23 protein-coding genes are annotated in these 25,037 nt (G+C 52.7%); 8 read left to right on the forward strand and 15 right to left on the reverse strand.

The genetic code is table 11. The features are described from left to right. Positions 1-14: 14 nt before the first annotated feature. From atpH to ravA, 12 genes are all read right to left on the reverse strand, one after another. A complete protein-coding gene (gene atpH, locus C7433_RS18330) occupies positions 15-548 on the reverse strand; it encodes a F0F1 ATP synthase subunit delta (RefSeq protein ID WP_006121199.1) in 534 nt (177 codons plus the stop codon). A 14-nt stretch (positions 549-562) separates the two neighbouring features. Continuing rightward, positions 563-1,033: a F0F1 ATP synthase subunit B gene (gene atpF / locus C7433_RS18335; protein ID WP_013023933.1), complete on the reverse strand. Its 471-nt coding sequence runs from the start codon at positions 1,031-1,033 to the stop codon at positions 563-565. 102 nt (positions 1,034-1,135) lie between these two features. Continuing rightward, a complete protein-coding gene (atpE, locus tag C7433_RS18340) occupies positions 1,136-1,375 on the reverse strand; it encodes a F0F1 ATP synthase subunit C (protein ID WP_003849523.1) in 240 nt (79 codons plus the stop codon). A 48-nt stretch (positions 1,376-1,423) separates the two neighbouring features. Continuing rightward, on the reverse strand, positions 1,424-2,242 hold the full coding sequence (gene atpB, locus C7433_RS18345) for a F0F1 ATP synthase subunit A (protein ID WP_033737226.1): 819 nt from the start codon (positions 2,240-2,242) through the stop codon (positions 1,424-1,426). An 8-nt stretch (positions 2,243-2,250) separates the two neighbouring features. Next, the gene (atpI, locus tag C7433_RS18350; RefSeq protein WP_006121196.1) at positions 2,251-2,634 is read right to left on the reverse strand and encodes a F0F1 ATP synthase subunit I; all 384 of its coding nucleotides are present in this window, start codon (positions 2,632-2,634) and stop codon (positions 2,251-2,253) included. A gap of 689 nt (positions 2,635-3,323) precedes the next feature. Then, positions 3,324-3,941, reverse strand: a complete 618-nt coding sequence (rsmG, locus tag C7433_RS18355; protein WP_006121195.1) for a 16S rRNA (guanine(527)-N(7))-methyltransferase RsmG — start codon at positions 3,939-3,941, stop codon at positions 3,324-3,326. A gap of 47 nt (positions 3,942-3,988) precedes the next feature. Continuing rightward, positions 3,989-5,878 carry a tRNA uridine-5-carboxymethylaminomethyl(34) synthesis enzyme MnmG gene (gene mnmG, locus C7433_RS18360; protein ID WP_033737220.1) on the reverse strand — a complete coding sequence of 630 codons (1,890 nt, stop codon included), beginning with the start codon at positions 5,876-5,878 and terminating at the stop codon, positions 3,989-3,991. Positions 5,879-6,309: 431 nt separating this feature from the next. Next, positions 6,310-6,750, reverse strand: a complete 441-nt coding sequence (mioC, locus tag C7433_RS18365) for an FMN-binding protein MioC (RefSeq protein WP_033737219.1) — start codon at positions 6,748-6,750, stop codon at positions 6,310-6,312. 154 nt (positions 6,751-6,904) lie between these two features. Continuing rightward, positions 6,905-7,366 (reverse strand): transcriptional regulator AsnC, encoded by a 462-nt coding sequence (gene asnC, locus C7433_RS18370; RefSeq protein ID WP_006121192.1) that lies wholly within the window; start codon positions 7,364-7,366, stop codon positions 6,905-6,907. Between the two features lie 103 nt (positions 7,367-7,469). Then, positions 7,470-9,608 (reverse strand): 5-histidylcysteine sulfoxide synthase, encoded by a 2,139-nt coding sequence (ovoA, locus tag C7433_RS18375; protein ID WP_110268685.1) that lies wholly within the window; start codon positions 9,606-9,608, stop codon positions 7,470-7,472. A gap of 74 nt (positions 9,609-9,682) precedes the next feature. Continuing rightward, the gene (gene viaA / locus C7433_RS18380; protein WP_033737214.1) at positions 9,683-11,143 is read right to left on the reverse strand and encodes an ATPase RavA stimulator ViaA; all 1,461 of its coding nucleotides are present in this window, start codon (positions 11,141-11,143) and stop codon (positions 9,683-9,685) included. Then, positions 11,140-12,636, reverse strand: coding sequence for an ATPase RavA (gene ravA, locus C7433_RS18385; protein WP_033737396.1), 1,497 nt, complete (start codon positions 12,634-12,636; stop codon positions 11,140-11,142). The genes viaA and ravA overlap by 4 nt, the downstream gene beginning before the upstream one ends. Positions 12,637-12,907: 271 nt before the next feature. On the opposite strand from ravA, the gene kup reads away from it, so the two are divergent. After that, positions 12,908-14,776 carry a low affinity potassium transporter Kup gene (gene kup, locus C7433_RS18390; RefSeq protein ID WP_006121188.1) on the forward strand — a complete coding sequence of 623 codons (1,869 nt, stop codon included), beginning with the start codon at positions 12,908-12,910 and terminating at the stop codon, positions 14,774-14,776. A 30-nt stretch (positions 14,777-14,806) separates the two neighbouring features. Here the strand turns inward: kup and qseC are convergent, their stop codons facing one another. Together qseC and qseB are read right to left on the reverse strand one after the other, a co-directional pair. Continuing rightward, positions 14,807-16,147 (reverse strand): quorum sensing histidine kinase QseC, encoded by a 1,341-nt coding sequence (gene qseC, locus C7433_RS18395; RefSeq protein ID WP_110268686.1) that lies wholly within the window; start codon positions 16,145-16,147, stop codon positions 14,807-14,809. After that, positions 16,135-16,806, reverse strand: a complete 672-nt coding sequence (gene qseB, locus C7433_RS18400; RefSeq protein ID WP_006121187.1) for a quorum sensing response regulator transcription factor QseB — start codon at positions 16,804-16,806, stop codon at positions 16,135-16,137. Before qseB ends, qseC begins: the two co-directional genes overlap by 13 nt. Positions 16,807-16,966: 160 nt before the next feature. Here qseB and C7433_RS18405 point away from each other — a divergent pair, with 160 nt between their 5' ends. The 7 genes from C7433_RS18405 (at position 16,967) to rbsR (ending at position 23,344) form a co-directional block, all read left to right on the forward strand. Next, positions 16,967-17,368, forward strand: coding sequence for a YgiW/YdeI family stress tolerance OB fold protein (locus C7433_RS18405; protein ID WP_006121186.1), 402 nt, complete (start codon positions 16,967-16,969; stop codon positions 17,366-17,368). A gap of 182 nt (positions 17,369-17,550) precedes the next feature. Further along, on the forward strand, positions 17,551-17,970 hold the full coding sequence (gene rbsD / locus C7433_RS18410) for a D-ribose pyranase (RefSeq protein ID WP_110268687.1): 420 nt from the start codon (positions 17,551-17,553) through the stop codon (positions 17,968-17,970). A 7-nt stretch (positions 17,971-17,977) separates the two neighbouring features. Continuing rightward, positions 17,978-19,486, forward strand: a complete 1,509-nt coding sequence (gene rbsA, locus C7433_RS18415; protein WP_006121184.1) for a ribose ABC transporter ATP-binding protein RbsA — start codon at positions 17,978-17,980, stop codon at positions 19,484-19,486. Then, the gene (gene rbsC, locus C7433_RS18420; RefSeq protein WP_006121183.1) at positions 19,483-20,454 is read left to right on the forward strand and encodes a ribose ABC transporter permease; all 972 of its coding nucleotides are present in this window, start codon (positions 19,483-19,485) and stop codon (positions 20,452-20,454) included. Before rbsA ends, rbsC begins: the two co-directional genes overlap by 4 nt. A gap of 26 nt (positions 20,455-20,480) precedes the next feature. Then, positions 20,481-21,356, forward strand: a complete 876-nt coding sequence (gene rbsB, locus C7433_RS18425; protein ID WP_033737208.1) for a ribose ABC transporter substrate-binding protein RbsB — start codon at positions 20,481-20,483, stop codon at positions 21,354-21,356. Between the two features lie 61 nt (positions 21,357-21,417). Then, positions 21,418-22,347 carry a ribokinase gene (rbsK, locus tag C7433_RS18430; RefSeq protein ID WP_110268688.1) on the forward strand — a complete coding sequence of 310 codons (930 nt, stop codon included), beginning with the start codon at positions 21,418-21,420 and terminating at the stop codon, positions 22,345-22,347. Between the two features lie 13 nt (positions 22,348-22,360). Beyond that, entirely contained in the window at positions 22,361-23,344 is a 984-nt protein-coding gene (gene rbsR, locus C7433_RS18435) for a ribose operon transcriptional repressor RbsR (RefSeq protein WP_033737206.1), read from the forward strand. Here the strand turns inward: rbsR and mdtD are convergent. Further along, the gene (gene mdtD, locus C7433_RS18440) at positions 23,341-24,801 is read right to left on the reverse strand and encodes a multidrug transporter subunit MdtD (protein ID WP_325992858.1); all 1,461 of its coding nucleotides are present in this window, start codon (positions 24,799-24,801) and stop codon (positions 23,341-23,343) included. The genes rbsR and mdtD overlap by 4 nt on opposite strands. Positions 24,802-25,037: the final 236 nt, after the last annotated feature.

Consider the following 25,037-nt stretch of genomic DNA (forward strand, 5'->3'; position numbering starts at 1 on the left):
ATGCTCCAGTCCCCTTAAGACTGCAAGACGTCTGCCAGACGGTCAAGACGGCCGCGTACGCTGCCATCAATCACCAGATCACCCGAACGGATGATCACGCCTGCCATCACAGACTTATCAATTTTGCAATTCAGCTTAACTTTGCGTGACAGACGTTTTTCCATCGCGGCGCTGATTTTAGTCAGCTGGTCGTCACTCAGCGTGCTGGCAGAAATGACATCCACTTCGGCCGTCGCTTCATACGCGTCCCGAAGTTGAATGAATTGCGCCAGTACAGCTGGAAGCGCTGTCAAACGTCCGTTTTCCGCCATCACCTTAATCAGGTTCTGCGCGGGTTCATCCAGTTGATCACCACAGACTGCGTTAAACGAGGCAGCCAGCGCTTCAGGTGCTAACGCACCGGAAAGCAGGTCAGCCATCTGTTCATTGGCAGCCACTTCTGCGGCAAACGCCAGCATCTTTTGCCAGCGTTCAATACTTTGATGCTCAACAGCAAAGTCAAAAGCTGCTTTGGCGTAGGGGCGAGCTACAGTAATCAGATCAGACATCAGCCCCTCCCTCCTTACAGTTCAGCGACCAGTTTATCAACGATGTCGCTGTTAGCAGCTTCATCCACGGAACGTTCGATGATCTTCTCGGCGCCAGCCATTGCCAGCAACGCGACTTGCTTACGCAGTTCTTCACGTGCACGTTTACGCTCGGCGTCAATTTCAGCCTGCGCTTGTGCCACGATGCGAGTACGTTCGTTATCAGCTTCAGTCTTGGCTTCGTCCAGAATCTGCGTGCGACGCTTGTTCGCCTGCTCGATAATGACCTGAGCTTCCTCTTTCGCTTTTTTCAGCTGGTCGGTCGCATTAGCCTGCGCGAGATCCAAATCTTTCTTCGCGCGTTCAGCAGAAGCAAGGCCTTCAGCAATTTCTTTCTGGCGCTTTTCGATGGCAGCCATAATCGGCGGCCATACGTACTTCATGCAGAACGCGACAAACAGGATGAACGCGATGGCCTGGCCGAGGATTGTTGCATTAATGTTCACAGCACAATGCCTCTAATTAAGTAGTAAACTTTTCTGCCGCTATCAGTGATAAACGGCAGAATCCGTTCACGCCTGCGCCGGGCGCAGAGTGAACACAGGGCTTTAGGCGACAGCAAACATCACGTAGAGGCCCAGACCAACAGCGATCATTGGGATTGCATCCACCAGACCCATTACAACAAAGAACTGCGTGCGCAGCAGAGGAATCAGGTCAGGCTGACGAGCAGCGCCTTCCAGGAATTTTCCTCCGAGGATGCCGATACCGATCGCAGCACCGATTGCCGCCAGTCCCATCATCACAGCGGCAGCCATGTACAGCAGATCCATATTCAGGTTTTCCATGACAGTCTCCAGTTTGTTTCAGTTAAACGCGTATTGTTGAGAAAAAAATCAATGTTCTTCAGATGCCATCGACAGATAGACAATCGTGAGGACCATGAAGATGAAAGCCTGTAGCGAAATGATCAGGATATGGAAAATGGCCCACGGCACATTCAGAACCCACTGTGACCACCACGGCAACAGACCGGCAATAAGGATAAAGATCAGTTCACCCGCATACATGTTACCGAACAGTCGCAGACCGAGAGAAACCGGTTTGGACAGCAGGCTAACACCTTCCAGAATCAGGTTGATGGGGATAAAGATCGGGTGATTAAAAGGCTGCAGCGTCAGCTCTTTCGTGAAGCCGCCAATGCCTTTCATTTTGATGCTGTAGAACAGAATCAAAATAAAGACGCCCAACGCCATAGATAACGTGATGTTCACGTCTGCGGACGGCACAACGCGAAGCGCTGGCAGGCCTAACCAATGCTCACCGATATACGGCAGCAGATCGATTGGCAGCAGATCCATGAAGTTCATCAGGAAGACCCAGACAAAAATTGTCAGAGCCAGCGGGGCGATAAGTTTACTTTTACCGTGATACATGTCGCGCACGTTGCTATCAACGAAACCGACAACCAGCTCGATAGCCGCCTGCATTTTCCCTGGCACACCGCTGGTGACGCTTTTCGCCACGCTACGGAACAACACCAGGAAGATAACTCCTAGCACCAGAGAGAAAAACATGGAATCGATATTTAATACCCAGAACGTCGCGGGAGCGTCGTGAGCATTCACTAACTCGAAGGTACGCAGGTCCAACTGAAGATGAGTCAGGTGGTGACCAATGTACTCTTGCGGAGTAGAGATTTCTCCTGCAGCCATGATGCCTCTTACCCTTTGTTGTTAATTACCGCCGGTGCCAACATCTGTACGACCAGCACCGATAACCAGGCTACTCCGACCGGCCAAAAGACCGCATCGAATACACCCAACGCCACAATGAGCAAAATAATGGTCGCGAACACTTTGGCTATTTCACCCAAAGCAAAGCTCCATGCGACGCGCCCCGATGCCGGGGTTTGCCCTTGCAGGCGCCAGGCTATAAACAAGAACAACACATTCGGCAGCCAGGCTGCCACGCCGCCAGCAAGTGCAGAGGCGCCCCAGGTCATATCTTTCAGGGCAAAAAAGAGAACACCGACGATGACAATGGTCACTAACTGAATCATCAGCACCGTTCGGGCGTATTTTACACTGTAAAGAGACACTGACATGACGCTGATACTCTCCTGCCCCTTTAGGGGTATGTCGCGTGTCGTATAAGACTGCCTTTGTGCATTTGAGTCAAGTAGCAAAAGCCGTGCAAATTATACGGGCCGCACCTGTGATTTCAATCGTTAAGTAACGAAAAGGTGAACAATTATCTAAATTTCTTTCCGAAGGACTATTTTTCCAAAGATAGAGAGCCGGTCGTTACGAATTACACGCCGAAAAGTTCGGTCGTCATGCTGTTTTAAAGCGTGCTTTAGATCACATAATAAGCATTCGCACCGTAGCCGGTTTTATCGTCCCGTAATTACCTGAGCTAAGAATCAATAAATAAACCCTTTATGGACAGTTGCTTAAAAAGAATTACCGCCTCATTTTTTCGTAATGACGATAGAAAGGGTCTATTGACATCGAAGACGGGTTCAGAATCGTAAAATGCTTATTCCCCGTGACCACATTTCATTGCCGTTTAACCGGATAATGGGTGATTCACACCTGGAAAATTCCAGGAATGCGTGATTATTTTGATAAAAAGTTGTGAAGCAAAAGTTAAATGTGAAAAAGTTTTTCAGATAATTTCCGCGTGGGTATTTAACATTGCGAGGTGAAATAACCGATGAGACAAATGTCGCCCTACCGCATCTTTGGTAACACATGCACCATGCCTCGTCGTCGCGCACGGTGCAAACTTCAGCTATTCACGTCCGATAATGACCAGGTGACGTTCACCCTCAAGCTGGGGTACCCGCAATGCAACCACGCTATCAAGCGCATATCCCGCAGGCAGGTTGGCAATTTCATCATCAGGCCGTACGCCTTTAAGAGCATAAAAGTGGCCGTCTTCCGCCGGTAAGTGGTGGCACCAGCTCACCATATCGTCCAGGGAGGCAAAAGCACGGCTGATGACGCCGTCAAATGGCGGCTCTGCAGGAAAGTCCTCTACCCTGCTCTGCACTGGCGTGATATTGGTCAAACCGAGTTCATGCTGGACCTGCCGTAAAAAACGCACACGCTTACCGAGGCTGTCCAGTAAAGTGAAATGCGCATCAGGCATGACGATGGACAGAGGAATACCTGGTAAGCCCGGCCCTGTCCCGACATCGATAAAGCGGGCACCTTTAAGATGCGGCGCAACCACAATGCTGTCCAGAATATGGCGCACCAGCATCTGCTGCGGATCCCGTACGGACGTCAGATTGTAGGCTTTATTCCATTTATCCAGCAGCCCGACATAGGCTACCAGTTGCTGTTTTTGTTGATCGGTAAGAGAAATGTTTGCCGCTTGCAGCAGCGAAGTGAGTTTGTTGATCACAGCATCAGTCCAGTCAGCGGGGGCGGGTAAGCCCGCCCCGGTTCAGATCAGGCGCTTTTGCGCAACAGACCTTGTTTTTTCAGGTAAATAAGTAAAATCGAGATTGCCGCAGGCGTAATGCCTGAAATGCGTGACGCCTGACCAATTGACGTGGGTTTATGATCGTTCAGCTTGGCGATAACTTCATTGGACAGACCGCTGACCTGACGATAATCCAGCGTCGCAGGCAGTAATGTATTTTCGTTTCGCAGCTGACGTTCAATCTCTTCCTGCTGGCGCGCAATATAACCTTCGTATTTCACCTGGATTTCGACCTGCTCAGCAGCCTGCTCATCGGTTAACGCCGGGCCAAATGCTTCCAGCGTCATCAGTTTCAGGTAGGTCATTTCAGGACGACGGAGCAAATCTTCACCGCTGGCTTCTTTCGTCAACGGTGCGCTGGTTACGGTATTCACGTCGGCGATGTTTGCGGATTTAGGATGGACCCAAATATCACGCAGTCGCTGACGCTCCTGCTCGATCGCTTCCAGCTTCTGGTTAAAGCGCGCCCAGCGCGCATCGTCCACCAGACCGAGTTCGCGACCCGTTTCCGTCAGACGCAAATCGGCGTTGTCTTCACGCAGCATCAAACGGTATTCAGCACGCGAGGTAAACATGCGATACGGTTCTTTGGTGCCGAGCGTACAAAGATCGTCCACCAGCACGCCCAGATAGGCCTGGTCACGACGTGGCGCCCAGCTTTCCTTATCAGCAGACTGTCTTGCCGCATTCAGGCCTGCCAGCAAGCCCTGGGCCGCCGCTTCTTCGTAACCGGTGGTGCCGTTGATCTGGCCAGCAAAGAACAGACCGGCAATAAATTTGCTTTCCAGCGTGGGTTTCAGATCACGTGGGTCAAAAAAATCATACTCAATGGCATAGCCCGGGCGCACGATTTTTGCATTTTCCATACCCTGCATAGAACGTACGATCTGCATCTGCACATCGAACGGCAGGCTGGTGGAGATACCGTTCGGGTAGATCTCGTTACTGGTCAGCCCTTCAGGCTCAAGGAAAATCTGATGCGAATTGCGATCGGCAAAGCGCATGACTTTGTCTTCAATCGAAGGGCAATAGCGTGGGCCGATCCCTTCGATGATCCCGGCATACATGGGGCTACGATCGAGGTTATTGCGGATCACATCATGCGTTTTTTCATTGGTATAGGTGATCCAGCACGGAACCTGCTGAGGATGCTGTGACGCGCTTCCCATGAACGAAAACACAGGCATGGGGTTGTCACCATGCTGCGGCGATAACACGCTGAAGTCGATGCTACGTGCGTCAATACGCGGCGGAGTGCCGGTTTTCAGACGATTAACACGTAAGGGTAACGCACGCAGACGTTTCGCCAGCGGGATAGAAGGGGGATCACCCGCGCGTCCACCGCTGTAGTTATCCAGCCCGATATGAATTTTCCCGTCAAGGAACGTGCCCACGGTTAACACAACGGTTTTGGCACGGAACTTCAGGCCCATTTGCGTCACAGCACCGACGACACGATCGTTTTCAACGATGAGATCATCGACGGCCTGCTGGAAGATCATCAGGTTGGGCTGATTCTCCAGTGCTGTACGCACAGCCTGACGGTAAAGCACGCGGTCGGCCTGCGCACGCGTTGCCCGAACAGCAGGGCCTTTACTGGCGTTTAGTATCCTAAACTGAATGCCGGCCTGGTCGATCGCGCTGGCCATCAAACCGCCTAAGGCATCCACTTCCTTTACCAAATGTCCTTTGCCGATACCACCGATCGCCGGATTGCAGGACATTTGTCCCAGCGTATCAATGTTATGGGTCAGTAACAGGGTTTGCTGACCCATTCGGGCTGCTGCCATGGCAGCTTCCGTGCCCGCATGACCACCACCAATAACGATGACGTCAAAAGGATCTTGATAAAACATGAAGTGGTACCTCGTTGATGAATAGTCAGAGATCGTTCTCTCTGGGCGGTGGATTCTACTGAAATTATGGCTGAGGCGAAAGCAGCGGGATCGTCAGGTTTAAAAGATAAGATCTTTATTCTTTATATGATCTCTCTGTTAGATCTCTTATTAGGATCGCCATGCCTTGTGGATATCTGCGGAAACCTCAAAGGAAACAAGTTGGTAGCGAGGATCGATACCTGTGAATGATCGGTGATCCCGATCCGTATAAGCTGGGATCAAAACAGGTCTTTATCCACAGCTCAGAAAGTAAACTACGGTTGTTCTTTGGATAACTACCGGTTATACGCAGAAAAGCAGGGTAGTTATCCACAAAACAAACAGCAGGATCCGACGAAAAACAATATTATCTGCTGGGGATCGTCATTATTTCACGATCCCACACCCGCTCAGATCGCGGATTTCCAGGTCATCACCCATTCTTCAGCCGGATCTTCAGGGATCTCATGTTCGAGAATGTCGATTTCCAGTCGTTCACCGATACGCTGCGCGCCGCAGGCAATCAGCAGAGCATCAATATTGCGGATGGCGCCACAAAACAGATCGTACTCATGATTGCCAATGCCAACAGCCCCAAAACGGACGGCAGACAGATCGGGACGGCTTTCATTAATAGCATCATAAAAAGGTTGCAGATTGTCAGGTAACTCACCGGCGCCGTGGGTTGAACTTACCACCAGCCAGATGCCTTCCTGCGGCACCTCTTCCAGCTCAGGGCCATGCAGCATCTGCGTAGAGAAGCCCGCTTCCTGCAGTTTTTCTTCGAGATGTTCGGCAACATATTCGGCGCTGCCTAAGGTGCTGCCACTGATTAACGTAATGTCGGCCATCGTGCTCTCCTGAGGTGAAGCCAGTATTGTACGCTGTGATCAAGCAGTGATCCACCTGTGGAAAACAAGGTTATTAGTTTAGATAAACCCGATACAGCCGTTGTCAGACGGCTGATCGTCAAAGGATAAGATTGTGCACAAGCCAGTGGAAAGATCAGGGCTTGATGGTTCGCATAATTGGATTTTGCAGTGAGATCAGTGTCTCAGTGGACTGGATTTCGTCGATGGTCTGGATCTTATTGATTAATACCTGCTGCAGGGCATCGATAGAACGACACATGACTTTAATGAAAATACTGTAGTGCCCGGTGGTGTACCAGGCTTCCACGACCTCATCCAGGGCTTCAAGCTTGCTGAGGGCTGCCGGGTAATCACGGGCGCTTTTCAGGATAATGCCGATAAAACAGCAGACATCAAAACCCAGCTGACGCGGGTCGATCTCGACCCGCGTGCCCAGAATGATGCCCGCCTGCTTCATCTTTTCGACGCGTACATGAATCGTTCCCGGACTGACATTGAACTGTTTGGCCAGCTCGGCGTAGGCGGTTCGCGCATTTTCCAGCAGGGCATTCAGAATGCCCCGGTCCAGATTATCCAGCTGCAGATGGTCAGGCATTGTCATCCTCGTTATCGTTTTTCTTCAATGAACTGAGGAGAATGTGCAGCAAAATAACGGCCCTGGCAACCAACGGACAGCGGCACGTGCCGCTGCCCACGGGTTAACGCTTACGCCAGAGCGTGACCTGGGCAAGCGTGTGCTGGAACTTACGGGCGGTTTCACGAATCACAAACGGCACGTCCTGTGGCGAACCGATTTGCTCAAAGTCTGCCGCCAGCAGGCGTTGTAGCGCCTGTAAGGTCGTCAGCGCTTCGCCATTTTCCCTTACCCCGCCCAACCAGTTTTCCTTCGGCGTAAACTCTTCAAGCCAGGTGTACGGCGATGACAGAACCAGAAGGCCACCCGGGCGGATCATAGGAGTGACATCATGAAGGAACCGGGCCGGCTGGCGCAGGCGATCAATCAGATTTGATGCCAGGACCAGATCGTAACGTGTAGGCTGGGGTTTCATATTACAGGCATCACCCTGGATAAACTGAATACGCTTTGCCTGTTCGCTGGTAACAGAAAAGTCCTTAAGCCTTACCTGACGATACTCAACCAACTCGCCTTCTTCCGGCACGACATAACGGAAATCCTCACCCGTGGTCAGCTGTAACGCGACATCAATAAAGCGTGCCGAGTAATCCATGCCGGTCACATGCGCAAAGTGACGAGCCAGCTCAAAGCTCGCGCGGCCCGTCGCGCAGCCGATATCCAGTGCCTCTCCGCGGTTCTTACAGTGCGGCAGCGCCAGTGTGACCAGCGCTTCTGCATAGTTATCAACGCCGAAATACCGTGGGCCGTATTGGAAATCGAGATATTGTGAAACCATGCTGTCGGTTTCATAAGGGTTCAGCGCCATGGTTTCCTGATGGGAAGAAACGACATAGCGGAAGCCGGCATGCTGGAAAAAGTGGCGACGGAAGGCATAACGTGACGATTTAATGGCTTCATTGCCAGTCGATATCCAACTGCCACCTTTAATAAGTGAATGCTTACCATCAAAGGTAGGTGTCGAGAAATCATCGTAAAGGGGATGAACTTTGAAGCCCTCAAAGCCATTGGTTGGCGTAGTCGTCCACTGCCAGACGTTCCCCACGATGTCAAAGAACTCACCCTGTGGGAAGCGATCAACAGGACAGGATGAAGCCCAGTAGGCCAGGTTTATGTTGCCCGGCGCCTGATCCCAGTCTGGCTGGTCGCCTTCAACCTGTTCACGCAACTGGTACCATTCTGCTTCGCAAGGCAACTGCACAGATTTTCCGGTTTCCTCGGCTTTCCAGCGGCAAAACGCGGCCGCTTCCAACTGATTCACCTCAGCAGGCCAGTCCCATGGCATTGCCACTTCTTCGCACATCAAACGCAGTTTTAGCTGATCGGGCATCGCGGCGTTGCCGACCCAGAAGGTCGGCATTGTCGCCCTGGCAAACTTACGCCAGCCCAGCCCTTCTTCATCCCACCAGCGATCGTTCTGGTAACCGCCCGCTTCGATAAAGGTATAAAACTCGGCATTACTGACCAGCATTTTGCTGGCTTTAAACGGTTTCAGCTCGGTCTGCTGCGTGCCGTATTCGTTGTCCCAGCCGTAGGTGTCATCGGTTTTACCCAGCGTAATCAGTCCGCCTGGCTGAGAAACCAGGCTGTTTGTCGGGACGGACTGGCGATCGTGACGCGCTTCGCTGCAGACCGGCCATTGTGGTTGCGGTTTTACCCATTCAACCGGTAACTGCCGAATCAGTACGCTGGATGTTTCAAGATGAATACGTTCATGCTCAATGCCCATCAAAATAACCCAGGCCGGACTGTCCCAGCTAACAGGCAATTCCAGCGGCATCGTTTCAATAAACTGCGTCACCAGTGCTTTCACACTGCCGCGATAATCGCGTACAGCTTCCACTGAAGGCCAGTCATAGTGACTGTCATTAAGATCATCCCAGCTCATTTCATCGACGCCTATTGCCAGCATCGCTTCGATGCGATCGTCAATACGTGAGTCGATGTAGCGGCCTGCCATGAGCTTGTTTATATAAAAGGTGGCGGTGTGGCCGAAATAGAAGATCAGCGGATGACGCAGCGGTATCGCTTTTGTAAACCAGGCGCGTTGATCGTTGAGGCAGGTAAACAGATCCTCGTACAGCGCCCAGGTCTGGTTGAAATAAGCCAGGAGCTCGGCACGTTTTTGTTCGACGTTTTGGCCAGAGAGCAGCAATGTTCGGGTTGGGGCTGGCAAATCATGATGGTGTTGAACAGCGTTCACAGGGCACTCCAGATTGCTGAATAAGTAATTGCAGATATTTACTATAAAGCAAAATGGAATTTCTGCCGTAGGGCTTAACGGCGCCAGTGACGCAATAAACGGCTTTTTATGCCGGTATCAAAACGCCAGATATGGTCAAAGATACGCATGATGCCGGGTTTTCCGTGCGCAGACATGGCGACAGCGTGAAAGCGTTGCTGCTGCTGTTGCTGGCGATGTTTAACGCTGCGCACAACCTCATCTGGCAGGCGTTGCGCGATAAAATCAGACACGATGACGGCATCCGCATCCTGCCATTGCGGCCCTTCCATGCGGGCAATGACGGCGGAAAGGCAGGCTGCCAGGTCGGTGCCACCGCGAAAACGCTGGCTGAGAAAACGAATGGCCTGCTCCAGTCCGTCATCGCCCGTTAATTCGTAACCAATTACGTCATGCGCGAATAACATGATGTAACAGCGCCGCCGATCGGCCAGCGCAATCTTGAGAAGGGCCAGGCAAAAGGCTTTTGCACATCGCTCATTGAAACCGCCCATCGAGCCGGACGTATCGACACAAACGATAAAGGGGCCACGTGGCTGTTCTTCATGCTGCTGGTGGCTGACCGGACGCTGAGTGATCTTTTCGTGCCAGGCGTCACCCTGAAGTTTGTAAGTAAGTAATCGCTTCTCTACCAGGCGTCGGTAAAACTCAAGTTCCAGTTCACTGACGCTTAATGCCGCAAGCTCGGGCGGTAATAAACGCAGCACATCATCGCTCTGATGAATACCGCTGACTTCTTCCGGCACGGCATCCGGTTCGCGTACCAGATGATGGAATGTTTCCAGCGGGGCATCCTGTGAAGGCACCGACTTTGCTTCCCGGCTGCGGCCCAGTTGCTGAGCCAGCTTCATTAATTCAGGCTGCTGCGCAAGAAAATCCCCATATTGCAGCATCAACTGGTAATCGCCGTGCTGGAGCGGGGCTTTGCCCATATCCCACAAGCGTCCGGCTGCTGCCTCGTCATCATCCGCCAGTACCGGCGCCAGCTGCCCGCTCAGTGCCATACGTTGCTGCAACTCTGCCATCAGACGTTCACGCTGCTGCTCAAGGAGTTGTTCATTCAGCGTGAGCGTTTGCAGTGTGAGGCTGAGCCGCCAGCGTTGCAGGAATAAGGTATGTTGTGCGGTGCTGAGATTACCGGGATCGTTATGCAGCAGCAGCCGTCGAGCTTCCTCTAAGAAAGGGGACGTCAGGCGTTCGAGGTGAGCAAGCGTTTCATCAAGCTGCTGGCTAAATTCACGATCGCTGAGTAACTGAATACGCTGAAACAGCTGAAATTCTTCCGCCAGCATGTCGGGAACGGGCGTGGCTTTGAGTTCGGCGTCAATCTCGGCTTTCCAGCGAGGGACGTCACGTAGCAGCGCCTTCTTCATACCGGGGAATTTTTCAAAGAAAAGCGCCAGCTGTGGAGACGCGAGTAAGGCCAGAATAAGCTCTTCAATCAGGTCCGTTTCGCCGATTGACAGCAATGTACTCAGCGTCTCCAGTGAGATCATTTACGCGCCTGTTTGAGCTGTTCCGCCACATCCTGCAGGCTGGTTTCGACGCGTGCCAGCCAGTCATCGCTGATAAACAGGCAACGTTGCTGCTGGCTGAAAAGGTGACGCTGTTGACGCAACTGGCCGTCAAGTTCATCCAGCGCGTCGCTGATTTCCTGCGGCAAGGCATCGGCGCTGCTGGCACCCGGCAATGTCAGCCTGGCGGTTTGCAAACTGACGTCGCGTATCGCCAGGCAGTGCTGCGCATCCACCAGCAAATCCAGCGTCTGCGCAAAACCGATGCCATTTAATTTACCGCGCACATCACCACCTTTTTGCAGCCAGTGATCCAGCGCTTCGCGCTCGATCACCAAATGCGTCACCTGCATGTCGTGCAGCACCAGGGGTTTCTGCAACATCAGGGTTAACTGTGCCTCGGTAAAGCTTTCGGGCAAATCGTAATGGGGTTTACGGCTAAACATACCGCTGTGTTTTTCCAGCGTAATTGCAGCAGCGACGCTTTGCTGCTGTTGCAACGCCAGCCGACGCGCTTTGAGCTGCTGGAGTTTCAGCAGGATCGTTTGCTGTTGCCAGGCGTGCTGCGTCATCAACTGATCGATTTCACTGTCCAGAATTTTCATCGACGCGACGTCGTGCCACAGGCAGTCCTTAAGCAGGATCAGATCGAGAGGCGCTATCGCATTGCGGCCACTGTAAAAAGCGCTGGCCTGCAACAGGTGAATGGCTTTTTTCCAGCGGCGATCGGAAATGTAGGGTGCCTCTGGTAGCTTCTCCAGGTGCTGACGTAGCTGGTAAATCAGTTCAAAGACATTATCCGGCAACGCAACCTGACTGATGCCTTGCTGCCATTGCACATATTCTTCGTCACTGATGCGCAGCGACTCGGCTACCGGATTGTCATTTTCATCCTGCTGGTGGGTCAGCATGCTGCGGAAGTTTTGTTTTTCATGCACGTTGTCCAGCCACAGGCGGATCAACATACGGTCATACAGGGCTTCCAGTCCGCTGTCGGCTTCCGGTAACTCATTCGAGGCGGTGACCAGCAGGCGCATCGGAATTTTTTCTTCGCTATCGCCATTACGAAAGCGGCGTTCGTTGATGGCGGTGAGCAGCGTATTCAGGATGGCCGGGCCGGCTTTCCAGATCTCATCCAGAAAAACGATTTCAGCATCCGGTAAATAACCTTTGGTCAGCCTCTGATAACGGCCTTCATCTTTCAATGCCTGGATGGAAAGGGGACCAAAGACTTCTTCCGGTGTGGAGAAGCGGGTCATCAAATATTCAAAGGCACGGGCATGTTGAAAGGCGCATTTCAGTCGGCGGGCAATCAGGCTTTTTGCAATACCTGGCGGGCCAAGTAAAAAAACGCTTTCGCCGCTAAGTGCGGCCAGCAAACAAAGGCGAATGGCATGATGTCGCTCATACAAACCTTTTTCTAACGCATTGCTGAGCCGAGAAATTCTTTCTGCCAAAAGATGGGGTTGAGCCATAATCACATCTATGTCCTTACGATCGTCGAGCCGCAGCGTTTTAGCGAACGCAATACTCTATAGGGTATGATGCGCGAAAGCGTTAATCGATGTCAGCTTTTTTGTTTCAGAAGGTTCGATAGCGCGGCTTTTAATGTTAATAAGAACGCAAGAAATCAGGGGATGACCGCCTGTAACCCTGACGGCGGAGTATAAATTTTCGTGAATACGTGCATACTGTGCGCTTTTTGATGGCTTGAGCGCCTCTCAGAATCTAACAAAAGATCATTTTATGAGCTCTGATAATAAGCACTCACTAGGCGGATTAACGCTTGCGGCTATTGGGGTCGTCTATGGCGATATCGGTACCAGCCCGCTTTATACCTTACGCGAATGTCTTTCGGGACAGTTTGGTTTTGGCGTTGAACGGGATGCCGTCTTTGGCTTTCTTTCGCTGATTTTCTGGCTGCTGGTGCTGGTGGTCTCGTTGAAATACATCAGCTACGTTATGCGTGCTGATAATGCCGGAGAAGGCGGTATTCTGACGCTGATGTCGTTGGCGGGCCGACATACGGGCGGGCGCATAACGGCAACGCTGGTAATTATGGGACTGATTGGCGGCAGCTTCTTCTATGGCGAAGTGGTGATTACGCCAGCCGTCTCCGTGTTGTCAGCGATTGAAGGGCTGGAAATCGCCGCGCCCAACCTGGACAGCTATATTGTTCCGCTGGCAATCACCGTGCTTACGCTGCTGTTTATTATCCAGAAACACGGTACAGGGATTGTCGGTAAACTGTTTGCGCCGGTCATGCTGCTGTGGTTTATCGTGCTGGCAATACTGGGCGCACGAAGCATTGCCAACAATCCTGAGGTACTCCAGGCGCTGAATCCTTACTGGGCGCTGCACTTCTTTGTGGAATATAAATCGGTGTCCTTCTTTGCGCTTGGCGCCGTTGTGCTGGCGATTACGGGCGTTGAAGCGCTGTATGCAGACATGGGGCACTTCGGTAAGTTTCCTATTCGCCTGGCCTGGTTTGTGGTGGTGCTGCCGTCGCTGGTGCTCAACTATTTTGGTCAGGGCGCGCTGTTGCTGAAACACCCGGAAGCGATCAAAAACCCGTTTTTCCTGCTGGCACCCGACTGGGCGCTTGTCCCCATGTTGATTCTGGCAACGTTAGCCACCGTCATCGCCTCGCAGGCGGTTATTTCCGGCGTATTCTCGTTAACCCGCCAGGCCGTGCGTCTCGGCTATCTGCCGCCCATGCGCATTGTTCATACCTCAGAAAAAGAGTCAGGCCAGATCTATATCCCAATCATTAACTGGCTGCTCTATTTCTCTGTGGTAATTGTGATTATTGGTTTTGAGCATTCGAGTAATCTCGCTGCGGCATACGGGATTGCGGTCACGGGCACAATGGTGCTGACCTCTGTGCTTTGCGCGACCGTCGCGATAATGAACTGGCACTGGAATCGCTATCTGGTTGGACTGATTTTGATTGCCATGCTGTGCATTGACGTATCCCTGTTCTCGGCCAACCTGATCAAGATTTTCTCCGGTGGCTGGCTGCCGCTGACTCTGGCATTGATGATGTTTATCGTGATGACGACATGGAAGAGTGAACGCTTCCGTTTGCTGCGTCGTATGCATGAACACGGCAACTCTCTGGAGGCAATGATTGCTTCTCTGGAAAAATCGCCGCCTGTGCGCGTGCCCGGAACGGCGGTTTATATGTCACGCGCACTAAATGTGATCCCTTTTGCCATGCTGCATAACCTTAAGCACAATAAGGTGCTGCACGAACGCGTGGTGTTATTAACACTGCGCACAGAAGACGCGCCCTATGTGCATAACGTCAGACGCGTGACTATCGAACAGTTGTCGCCGACCTTCTGGCGTGTGGTAGCCAGTTACGGCTGGCGTGAAACGCCAAACGTAGAGGAGATTTTCCATCGTTGTGGGCTGGAGGGACTGAACTGCCGCATGATGGAGACCTCATTCTTTATGTCTCATGAGTCGCTGATTATCGGCAAACGGCCATGGTATCTGCGACTGCGCGGCAAGCTGTTCATGACGCTACAGCGCAATGCGCTACGTGCGCCAGATCAGTTTGAGATTCCGCCCAACCGGGTGATTGAACTGGGTACCCAGGTCGAGATTTAACAGCATGCGCCTGCCTGTCAGGCGCTTTTTTTACCAGCTCAGGCTGACGCACAGCCCGCCTTCCGGAAGCTGACTGAAGTGCAGCGTCATGCCATGTAACTGGGCAATATTGCGCACAATGGATAAACCTAATCCACTGCCGCTTTTCTCCTGCCCTGGCGGACGCCAGAAACGCTCACCCAGTCGTTGTAGCGCGTCGGGTGATAAACGGTTGCCGTTATCTTCCACTCGCAATCTTCCTGACTGAAGAATCAGATCTACGTTGCTGCCTGGCGGTGTATAACGAATGGCGTTATCAAGCAGATTCCTTATCAGCAAAGACAGCAGCAAGGGATGTCCCGAAATGACCGGATCGGCTTCAGCATTGAAGCGCAACCGGATATCACTTTTCTCTGCCAGCGGCAGCTGTGAGGTCAGGGTTTCCTGCGCCACTTTCTTCAGCATGACAGGCTGGAACGCGTTACGGGCATCCTCTGCTTCAATACGCGACAGCGTCAGTAACTGATCCACCAGACGTGTCGCCCGGACAATGCCCGCATCCAACTGCTGAAGTGCATGCGTGCGCATTGCCTCGTCATCGGCGGCCAGTTGGATGACCTCGCTTTGTACCTGCAGGGCCGCCAGCGGACTGCGTAATTCGTGCGCCGCATCGGACGTGAAGCGGCGTTCCCGCTGCACCATCGTATGAATTCGACCAAACAGCCCATTCAGCGCGTCAATGACCGGGCGCACCTCTTTCGGCACGCGGTCAGCCTGTAAAGGCGCATCATCATCAGGTGCGCGTTGAGCCAGTTGCTGGCTGAGCTTTTTTAGCGGGCGGAGTTCATACCAGACCAGGCCCGTTAACATCAGCAGCATAAAGGGGAGTGAAATCAGCCAGGGCAGCGTGCTGGTCTTCACGATATCGTTGGCCATGTCATCCCGGTATTCCCATTCCTGACCCACCACTACGCGGTAGCGTTGATCGGGCGTGGTCAGCCAGACTAACCGCCAGGGATCGTCATCGTCCCTGAGCTGACCATTCAGAAAGCCCTGATGATCGGCATTAAAGAGAAAATCTTTGCCGTTATCGCCATCGTTGAGGACCGGTTTTCCATCACGCGTAAAGACGGCAAAGGCCAGCGCATCATCATCCTGTTCGCCCCGGTTATGGGGCAGTATTTTTTTACTCCTGGGAAGCGAGGTTTCGTTCACTGAGGTGAAATTCAGTGTCAGCAGGCGCTTTGCAAGTAACAGTTGCTGCGTATCAAACAGCTCATTGATCGTTTCGCGCGTCTGGTAGCGAGCGCTCAGCGTGGCCGCTCCCCAGCAGATGCCGAGTATCAACATCAGGCCAATGCCCAGACGCAGGAATAAGCTCATCGATCGCATTCGCTTTCCCCCAGCGTATAGCCCACGCCGTGGATCGTGCGAATAAAGCGTTGGCCTAATTTCCTGCGCAGATGATGAATATGCACCTCAACCGCATTACTCGAAACCTCGGTATCCCAGGTGTAAAGTTTTTCTTCTAACTGGCTGCGCGTCAGCACGCGCCCCGGGTTACGCATAAACAGTTCCAGCAGCGCCATCTCGCGGCTTTTTAGTTCAACGCTGGCCCCGTTTTGTACCACGCTGAGGTTACCGGGGATCAATACGACATCGCCGTGACGCAGTTCGGGTTGCAGTTGCCCATGGCGTCGTCGAATCAGTGCCTGTAAACGCGCGGCGACTTCGGTCAGCGCAAAGGGTTTGCACAGATAATCGTCCGCGCCCATCTGTAATCCTTCAACCCGTTGGTCGAGTGCATCGCGCGCCGTCAGAATGAGTACCGGGACATCGTAGCCCTGTTGACGCCACTGGCGCAGAATGTCCAGCCCGTCACGCTCCGGCAGGGACAAATCAAGCACAACCGCATCCCACGGGGCGGCATTCAGGGCCTGAAATCCGGCCTCGCCTGAGACAAACCAGTCGACGCTAAACCCCAGCTTGCTGAGTCCAGCCTTAATGCCGTCGCCGATCAGGCGATCGTCCTCAATCAGTAAAATGCGCATCGTCTCTCCCTTTTAATAAGCGATTTATACGAAGCGAAATGGCGGTTGTACAGCGAGTCTGGCTAAAAAAAGAGGATATTTTCCCCTTAAGATCCTGTTAAGAACTGTGTGGTTTACTGCTGTCACTGAAAGAACGGATTCACAGACAAGAGGTGACGAAATGAAAAAGTATGCTGCACTTATCGCTGTAACACTGTTAGCGTCTGCGCCTGTACTGGCGGCACAACAAGGCGGTTTTGTTGACCCGAATGCGCCTGCACCGGCAGCACACACGCAGCAGGGTGGTTTTCACGCCGATCACACCAGCGTCGTGACGGTGAAGCAGGCTGAAGCGATGAAAGATGACAGCTGGATTACCGTAAGGGGCCAGCTTGAAAAACAAACGGGTAACGAAGATTATTTGTTCCGCGATGAAAGCGGCACAATGACGGTCGAGATCGACCATAAACGCTGGAATGGCGTCACGGTTTCGCCGAAAGATCGGGTTGAGCTGACAGGTGAACTGGATAAAGACTTCAACAGCATTGAACTGGATGTGAAACAGGTTAAGAAGCTTCCTTAATCACCCGTGACCGGACCGTATTGACGGTCCGGTTTTCCTTTCATAACAGTCCCTAACTCAAATTCCCTCCGGCAATATCGAAACGTTTCGATAGCGATCACAAATTTCTTCTCCAGTGGTTGAATTGTAACCTTCTTTTTATACACTCCAGAAAGCGAAACGTTTCGCTCTGGAGTGGAAAAATGAAAAAAGGTCGCCTGTTAAACGCTGAACTCTCTTACGTTATCGCCCGCCTGGGCCATACAGATACGTTGACGATCGCTGATGCGGGGTTGCCCATTCCGACAGAAACGCAGCGTATCGATCTGGCACTGATACCGGGTACGCCAGGCTTCATGCAGGTGGTGGAAGCGGTAACGCATGAGATGCAGGTGGAAAGCGCCTTTATCGCGGAAGAAATTAAGCAACACAATCCGCAGCTCCATAGCGAACTGATCGCCGTGCTCGACGCATTGCAACAGCACCAGGGAAATCGCATTACCATCCGCTACATCAGTCATGAACAGTTTAAACAACAAACACAACGTAGCCAGGCGGTCATTCGCAGCGGAGAGTGCTCTCCGTATGCGAATGTCATCCTGAGTGCCGGTGTGACCTTCTGAGGCCGTTATGCAACCGTTACTGCAGCTCAAAGGCATCGAAAAAGCGTTTCCGGGCGTGAAAGCATTAAATGGCGCGTCGCTGTCCGTCTGGGCAGGACGCGTTATGGCATTAGTCGGTGAGAATGGCGCCGGCAAGTCCACCATGATGAAGGTGCTGACCGGGATTTATACCCGTGACGCCGGATCACTACAGTGGCTGGGCGAAGAAACCACCTTCAGTGGACCGAAAGCCTCGCAGGAAGCCGGTATCGGCATTATCCATCAGGAGCTCAACCTGATCCCGCAGTTGACTGTGGCAGAAAACATCTTTCTTGGGCGTGAATTCATTAATGGTTTTGGTCGCATTAACTGGAAGCGGATGTATGCGGAGGCGGATGCGCTCCTGAAACGCCTGAATCTGCGTTTTAGCAGTCACAAGCTGGTGGGCGATTTATCCATCGGCGATCAACAAATGGTCGAAATTGCCAAGGTTCTGAGCTTTGAATCGAAAGTCATCATTATGGATGAGCCCACGGATGCGCTGACGGATACTGAAACATTGTCCTTGTTCCGGGTGATCAATGAACTGAAGGCGCAAGGATGCGGCATCGTTTATATCTCTCATCGCATGAAAGAAATTTTTGAGATTTGTGATGACGTGACGGTCTTCCGTGACGGGCAATTTATTGCAGAGCGTCCGGTCGCCGAGATGAGCGAAGAGAGCCTGATCGAAATGATGGTGGGACGCAAATTAGAAGATCAGTATCCCCATCTGGATGAGGCGCCCGGCGAAATTCGTCTTAAGGTTCAGAACCTCAGCGGCCCTGGCGTGGATGACGTCAGCTTTACCTTACGTAAAGGCGAAATTCTCGGCGTATCGGGCCTGATGGGCGCAGGCCGGACAGAGTTAATGAAAATTTTGTATGGTGCCTTGCCCCGTACCGGGGGGCAGGTCTGGCTGAGTGGACGTGAAGTCGTGATCCGTTCTCCTCAGGATGGCCTGGCTAACGGCATCGTTTATATCTCCGAAGATCGCAAGCGCGATGGCCTGGTGTTAGGCATGTCAGTCAAAGAAAACATGTCGCTTACCGCCTTACGCTATTTCAGTCACCCGGCTGGCAGACTGCGCCATGCGGAAGAGCAGCTCGCTGTAAAAGATTTCATTCGCTTATTTAACGTGAAAACGCCGTCGATGGAGCAGCCGATTGGCCTGTTATCGGGCGGGAATCAGCAGAAGGTGGCGATAGCCCGTGGATTGATGACGCGCCCTAACGTGTTGATTCTTGACGAACCGACGCGCGGCGTGGACGTCGGGGCCAAAAAAGAGATCTATCAGCTGATTAATCAGTTCAAAGCTGAAGGGCTGAGCATCATCCTGGTGTCGTCAGAAATGCCAGAGGTGCTGGGCATGAGTGACCGTATTGTCGTGATGCATGAAGGCCGTTTAAGCGGCGAATTTAGCCGTGAAGAAGCTACCCAGGAAAGCCTGATGGCAGCAGCCGTCGGTAAGCAACACAGTGAGGATTTAGTTGTATGACCACCCAAACCGTTCCATCTAACCGTCGCTGGTTCAGCAAAGCCTGGCTACTTGAGCAAAAATCGCTGATTGCGCTGATTGTGTTGATTGCTGTGGTGGCGAGCCAGAGCCCGAATTTCTTTACTGTGGCCAACCTGTTCAACATTCTTCAGCAGACATCGGTCAATGCCATCATGGCTGTGGGAATGACCCTGGTCATTTTAACGTCCGGCATCGATCTTTCCGTCGGCTCGCTGCTGGCGCTGACGGGCGCGGTGGCCGCCTCGCTGGTAGGCATGGAGGTGAATGCCTTTGTTGCCGTTGCAGCCTCCCTGGTGCTGGGCGCGGCGATAGGTGCGGTCACGGGAACCATCGTGGCGCGGGGCAAGGTGCAGGCGTTTATCGCTACGCTGGTCATGATGTTACTGCTGCGCGGCGTCACCATGGTTTATACCAACGGCAGTCCGGTCAATACCGGTTTCAACGATAATGCCGATCTGTTTGGCTGGATTGGTATTGGTCGTCCGCTGGGTATTCCAACCCCGGTCTGGCTGATGGCGCTGGTGTTTGTCGCCGCCTGGTACATGCTGCATCACACGCGCCTGGGTCGCTATATTTATGCGTTGGGCGGTAATGAGGCGGCCACGCGTCTCTCCGGCATCAACGTTAACCGTGTGAAAGTTATTGTTTACTCATTGTCTGGCATGCTGGCCGCGCTGGCGGGATCGATTGAAGTGGCGCGTCTGTCTTCTGCCCAGCCAACAGCGGGTACAGGCTATGAACTGGACGCTATCGCGGCTGTCGTGCTGGGCGGAACGAGTCTGGCAGGCGGTAAAGGCCGCGTCGTTGGCACCTTAATTGGCGCATTAATCCTTGGCTTTTTAAACAATGGATTAAATCTGATGGGTGTATCTTCCTACTACCAGATGATCGTCAAAGCAGTCGTTATTCTGCTGGCGGTGCTGGTGGATAATAAAAGCAGCAAATAACTCAGACTCTTATACAGGATAAAATGATGAAAAAGTTAACTGCACTCGCTGTCATTCTTGGCGCAACCCTCAGCGCCAGCGCAATGGCGAAAGATACCATTGCCCTTGTTATCTCTACGCTGAATAACCCGTTCTTTGTGTCCCTGAAAGACGGCGCGCAAAAAGAAGCGGACAAACTGGGTTACAACCTGGTCGTGCTGGATTCACAGAACAACCCTGCGAAAGAACTGGCTAACGTGCAGGATCTGACGGTTCGCGGCACCAAAGCACTGCTGATCAACCCAACCGATTCTGACTCTGTAGGCAATGCCATCAAGCTGGCTAACCAGGCAAAAATCCCTGTTATCACGCTGGATCGCGTGGCGGCTCAGGGTACCGTGGTAAGCCATGTTGCATCTGATAACCGCTTCGGCGGAAAAATGGCAGGTGACTTTATTGCCCGTAAACTGGGTGATGGCGCGAAAATCATCGAATTAGAAGGGATCGCGGGAACTTCAGCAGCCCGTGAACGTGGCGAAGGCTTCCAGAAAGCCGTTGATGCACACAAGTTCAAGGTTCTGGCCAGCCAGCCTGCTGACTTTGACCGTACTAAAGGCCTGAACGTGATGCAGAACCTGTTGCAGGCGCATCCAGATGTGCAGGCGGTATTTGCCCAGAACGACGAAATGGCACTGGGTGCCCTGCGTGCACTGCAGACTGCTGGCAAGACCGATGTGCTGGTGGTGGGCTTTGACGGCACGCCAGATGGTGTGAAAGCCGTTGAAGGCGGTAAGCTGGCGGCGACCGTTGCTCAGATGCCAGAGAAAATTGGCATGATCGGCGTTCAGACTGCTGATAAAGTGCTGAAAGGCGAAAAAGTGCAGGCAGTTTATCCAGTTGATTTGAAACTGGTTACTAAATAAATCAAAGAAAAGCAGGGCACTGCGCCACCCATCGGTGGCGCACTTATTTCGGACTCTCCCAATGAGCAAACACGCAAAACTGGCCGTTCTCGGCAGCATCAATGCTGACCATATCCTTAACCTGGCACACTTTCCCCGTCCCGGCGAAACGGTGATCGGGCAGAAATATCAGATTGCGTTTGGTGGTAAAGGCGCCAATCAGGCTGTTGCTGCCGGCCGTGCGGGCGCTGATATTGCCTTTATTGCTTGTGTCGGTGCCGATGACATTGGTGAACGTGTCTGTCAGCAACTCGCGCAGGATAAGATTGATACCCAGCCGGTAGAGGTCATTAAGGGTGAATCGACGGGCGTTGCGATGATCTTCGTCAATGGTGAAGGCGAAAATAATATAGGCATCTATTCCGGTGCTAATGCCGCGTTAACGCCAGCCTACGTCGCGCGTCACCAGCAGGTTATCGCCGGGGCTGACGCATTACTGATGCAGCTTGAATCGCCACTGGACAGCGTGGTAGCGGCGGCAACCCTTGCCCGGCAGCATCAGACGCAGGTCATTTTGAATCCTGCGCCAGCAACGGCTCTGCCGGACAGTCTGTTAGCGCTGGTTGACGTGATTACGCCAAACGAGACTGAGGCTGAAATCCTGACAGGAATCGCCGTCAGAAATGATGAGGACGCTGCGCGTGCGGCGGCTGCGTTACATAATAAAGGCATCCCCACTGTCTTGATCACCCTGGGACGCCGTGGCGTCTGGCTGAGTGAAAAGGGCCAGGGGCAACGTGTTGCGGGCTTTGACGTGAAAGCCGTAGATACGATTGCGGCGGGTGATACGTTTAACGGCGCGTTTATCACAGCACGTCTTGAAGGCAAGGCCATGCTGGATGCCGTTCGCTTTGCGCACGCTGCTGCGGCAATTGCGGTAACCCGTTCGGGAGCACAGCCCTCTGTACCCTGGCGTGCCGAGATCGACGACTTTTTACAGCAACAGGGTTAAGCGCTTGGCTACGATGAAAGATGTCGCCCGGCTGGCGGGCGTCTCCACCTCAACGGTTTCACACGTCATCAACAAGAATCGTTTTGTGAGCGATGGGGTGCGTGAAAAAATCGAACAGGCGATTCGCGATCTGAACTATGCGCCGTCGGCACTGGCTCGTAGCCTCAAGCTTAACCAAACCCATACGATCGGCATGCTACTGACCGCCAGCAGTAACCCCTTTTATGCCGAAGTGGTACGTGGTGTTGAAGACAGCTGTTATGAGCGTGGATACAGCCTGATTCTGTGCAATACCGCCGGGGACGAAGACCGTATGAATCGTAGCCTGGAAACCTTGCTGCAAAAGCGGGTCGATGGTTTGCTGATTATGTGCACGGAAAGCCATTTACCGTCGGCGGAAATCCTGAATCGTTATCCTTCTATTCCTATGGTGATGATGGACTGGGCGCCTTTCGAAGGGCGGGGCGATATCATTCAGGATAACGCGCTGTTGGGGGGTGAACTGGCGACACAGCATCTGATTGACAGCGGATATTCGCGAATCGCCTGTATTTCCGGGCCGCTTGATAAAACCCCGGCGCGCATGCGCCTTGAAGGTTTTCATCAGGCAATGCAGAAAAACGGTCTGGAGGTCCCGCCAGACTATGTCGTGAGCGGTGACTTTGAGTTTGCGGGCGGTTATAACGCCATGTTCGAACTGTTAGCGCTGGATACCCCACCGCATGCCGTTTTTACCAGCAACGACGCGATGGCGGTTGGGGTTTACCATGCACTACATCAGGCCGGCTTGCAGATTCCGCAGGATATGGCGGTGATGGGATATGATGACGTGGAACTGGCGCGCTATATGTCGCCGCCGCTGAGCACCATTCATCAACCGAAAGATGAGCTGGGTGAACTGGCTATTGATACGTTGATTTATCGTCTGAGTAATCCCGACGTCAGCCAGCAGACGCTGGTACTGACGCCGGAACTGGTTCCGCGGGGATCGGTTTAAGCTTTCTTCTTTTTATCGCGATTTTTAATCAGGTTGCGTCCGTCGCCATTGCGCAGCATCGTAAACGTCAGCGCTGACAGGACGGTGACGATGCCCATCGTCAGGAAGGTAGAATGGAACTGTTCTACTGTCGTGCTATCAAATTCCTGATAAAAGCGCAGGACAGCTGCACTCACGGCCACCCCAAAGCTGATCGCGAGCTGCTGTGTCACCGCGAGTACACTGTTGCCGCCACTGGCATTGTCGTCATCCAAATCAGCCAGGGTAATGGTGTTCATTGCCGTAAACTGGGTGGACATCGCCATACCTAACAGAAAGAGTGGAATTAATAAGAACGCAATATCCTCAGAAGGTGACTGCAGCGAGAAGCTGGCGATCATCACGCCAATGATCATCGTAATACTGACTAACAGGCGGCGATAGCCAAACCAGCGCAGTAATTGCGTCACGCTTTGTTTAGCCAGAATGGAGCCAATGGCTGTGGGGGCCATCATGCAGCCAGCCAGAATCGCAGAATAGCCAAATCCTACCTGAAGCATCAGCGGCATCAAAAACGGCACGCAACCAGTGCCCAGCCGCGAAGCGATGTTACCAATGATGCCTACCGAGAATGTGCGTGTTTTAAACATGGGCAGATTGATCAACGGCGAGGGATGACGCCGGGCATGGGCTATATAGAGGAGCAACAAGACAACGCCGCCAGTCAGAACGCCTGCCGCAAGCCAGGGTGAGACAATACGCTCACCAAACAGCTCTATGCCGGTAGAGATCATCACTAATCCAATGCCGAACAATAAAAATCCCAGAAAGTCGAAGCGGCGCTTTGGTGTCGTGAAGTCAGGCATGAATTTACGTGCATAGACGATGCCGAGCAGACCTATCGGAATGTTTATCAGGAAGATCCAGTGCCAGGTGGCATAGGTCACCATGATTCCCCCCAGCAACGGCCCCAGTATCGGTCCGACTAATCCCGGCATGGTGACAAAGTTGAGAATAGGTAAGAGTTCACTACGGGGATAGGCACGCAGAAGGGCCAGCCGCGCGACGGGCATCATCATCGCGCCACCCACGCCCTGAATAACGCGCGATGTGACCAGTATTGATAAGGAGGGCGATAAGGCACAGGCAAGTGAACCCAGCGTAAACAGCGAAACGGCAATAATAAAGATCTTGCGTGTGCCAAAGCGGTCTGCAAGCCATCCACTAACCGGAATAAGCATGGCAACAGTTAAGGTGTAGCTGATAACGGCGGACTGCATGGCTAGCGGGGAACGTTCAAGGCTGGTAGCGATCGCGGGCAGCGCGGTATTGAGTATCGTGGCATCCAGTGACTGCATAAAGAAGGCCATAGCGGCAATCCATGGCAGACCGGCCATACTGCGCGCGGATTTAATCATTGAGCGTCCTTCGTAATGTCTTCGGCAAAGAATATAAAAAAGAATAGCATTGGCAGAAATGCACAATACGCCTCTTTCAACCGATATGTGGTGATTTCCGTGCGTTATTTACGCAGGATGTGTTGCTTTTTACCCCGTTCGTTTAAAAATGAATCGCTCAGTCATTTTTTTATAATTAATGCTTGTCACCCAGAAAGAACGCCCTATAATGCGCCTCCACTGACACGGCACAACGGCTTACGTAACGCGGTGTTCAGCAGAGAACTCCCCGGAGTTTTCGCCGGAGAAAAACTTCT

The sequence above is a fragment of the Pantoea sp. PNA 03-3 genome, from assembly GCF_003201175.1.
In the GTDB taxonomy this organism is placed as follows: Bacteria; Pseudomonadota; Gammaproteobacteria; order Enterobacterales; family Enterobacteriaceae; genus Pantoea; species Pantoea stewartii.

Coding starts and splice junctions, on each gene's coding strand:
- rbsR (WP_033737206.1), top strand. CDS start 22,361: ATGAAAGATGTCGCCCGGCTGGCGGGCGTCTCCACCTCAACGGTTTCA.
- viaA (WP_033737214.1), bottom strand. CDS start 11,143: ATGATCTCACTGGAGACGCTGAGTACATTGCTGTCAATCGGCGAAACG.
- ravA (WP_033737396.1), bottom strand. CDS start 12,636: ATGGCTCAACCCCATCTTTTGGCAGAAAGAATTTCTCGGCTCAGCAAT.
- rbsC (WP_006121183.1), top strand. CDS start 19,483: ATGACCACCCAAACCGTTCCATCTAACCGTCGCTGGTTCAGCAAAGCC.
- atpH (WP_006121199.1), bottom strand. CDS start 548: ATGTCTGATCTGATTACTGTAGCTCGCCCCTACGCCAAAGCAGCTTTT.
- mnmG (WP_033737220.1), bottom strand. CDS start 5,878: ATGTTTTATCAAGATCCTTTTGACGTCATCGTTATTGGTGGTGGTCAT.
- rbsB (WP_033737208.1), top strand. CDS start 20,481: ATGAAAAAGTTAACTGCACTCGCTGTCATTCTTGGCGCAACCCTCAGC.
- qseB (WP_006121187.1), bottom strand. CDS start 16,806: ATGCGCATTTTACTGATTGAGGACGATCGCCTGATCGGCGACGGCATT.
- C7433_RS18405 (WP_006121186.1), top strand. CDS start 16,967: ATGAAAAAGTATGCTGCACTTATCGCTGTAACACTGTTAGCGTCTGCG.
- rbsK (WP_110268688.1), top strand. CDS start 21,418: ATGAGCAAACACGCAAAACTGGCCGTTCTCGGCAGCATCAATGCTGAC.
- rbsD (WP_110268687.1), top strand. CDS start 17,551: ATGAAAAAAGGTCGCCTGTTAAACGCTGAACTCTCTTACGTTATCGCC.
- kup (WP_006121188.1), top strand. CDS start 12,908: ATGAGCTCTGATAATAAGCACTCACTAGGCGGATTAACGCTTGCGGCT.
- qseC (WP_110268686.1), bottom strand. CDS start 16,147: ATGCGATCGATGAGCTTATTCCTGCGTCTGGGCATTGGCCTGATGTTG.
- asnC (WP_006121192.1), bottom strand. CDS start 7,366: ATGCCTGACCATCTGCAGCTGGATAATCTGGACCGGGGCATTCTGAAT.
- mioC (WP_033737219.1), bottom strand. CDS start 6,750: ATGGCCGACATTACGTTAATCAGTGGCAGCACCTTAGGCAGCGCCGAA.
- atpB (WP_033737226.1), bottom strand. CDS start 2,242: ATGGCTGCAGGAGAAATCTCTACTCCGCAAGAGTACATTGGTCACCAC.
- atpE (WP_003849523.1), bottom strand. CDS start 1,375: ATGGAAAACCTGAATATGGATCTGCTGTACATGGCTGCCGCTGTGATG.
- atpI (WP_006121196.1), bottom strand. CDS start 2,634: ATGTCAGTGTCTCTTTACAGTGTAAAATACGCCCGAACGGTGCTGATG.
- rbsA (WP_006121184.1), top strand. CDS start 17,978: ATGCAACCGTTACTGCAGCTCAAAGGCATCGAAAAAGCGTTTCCGGGC.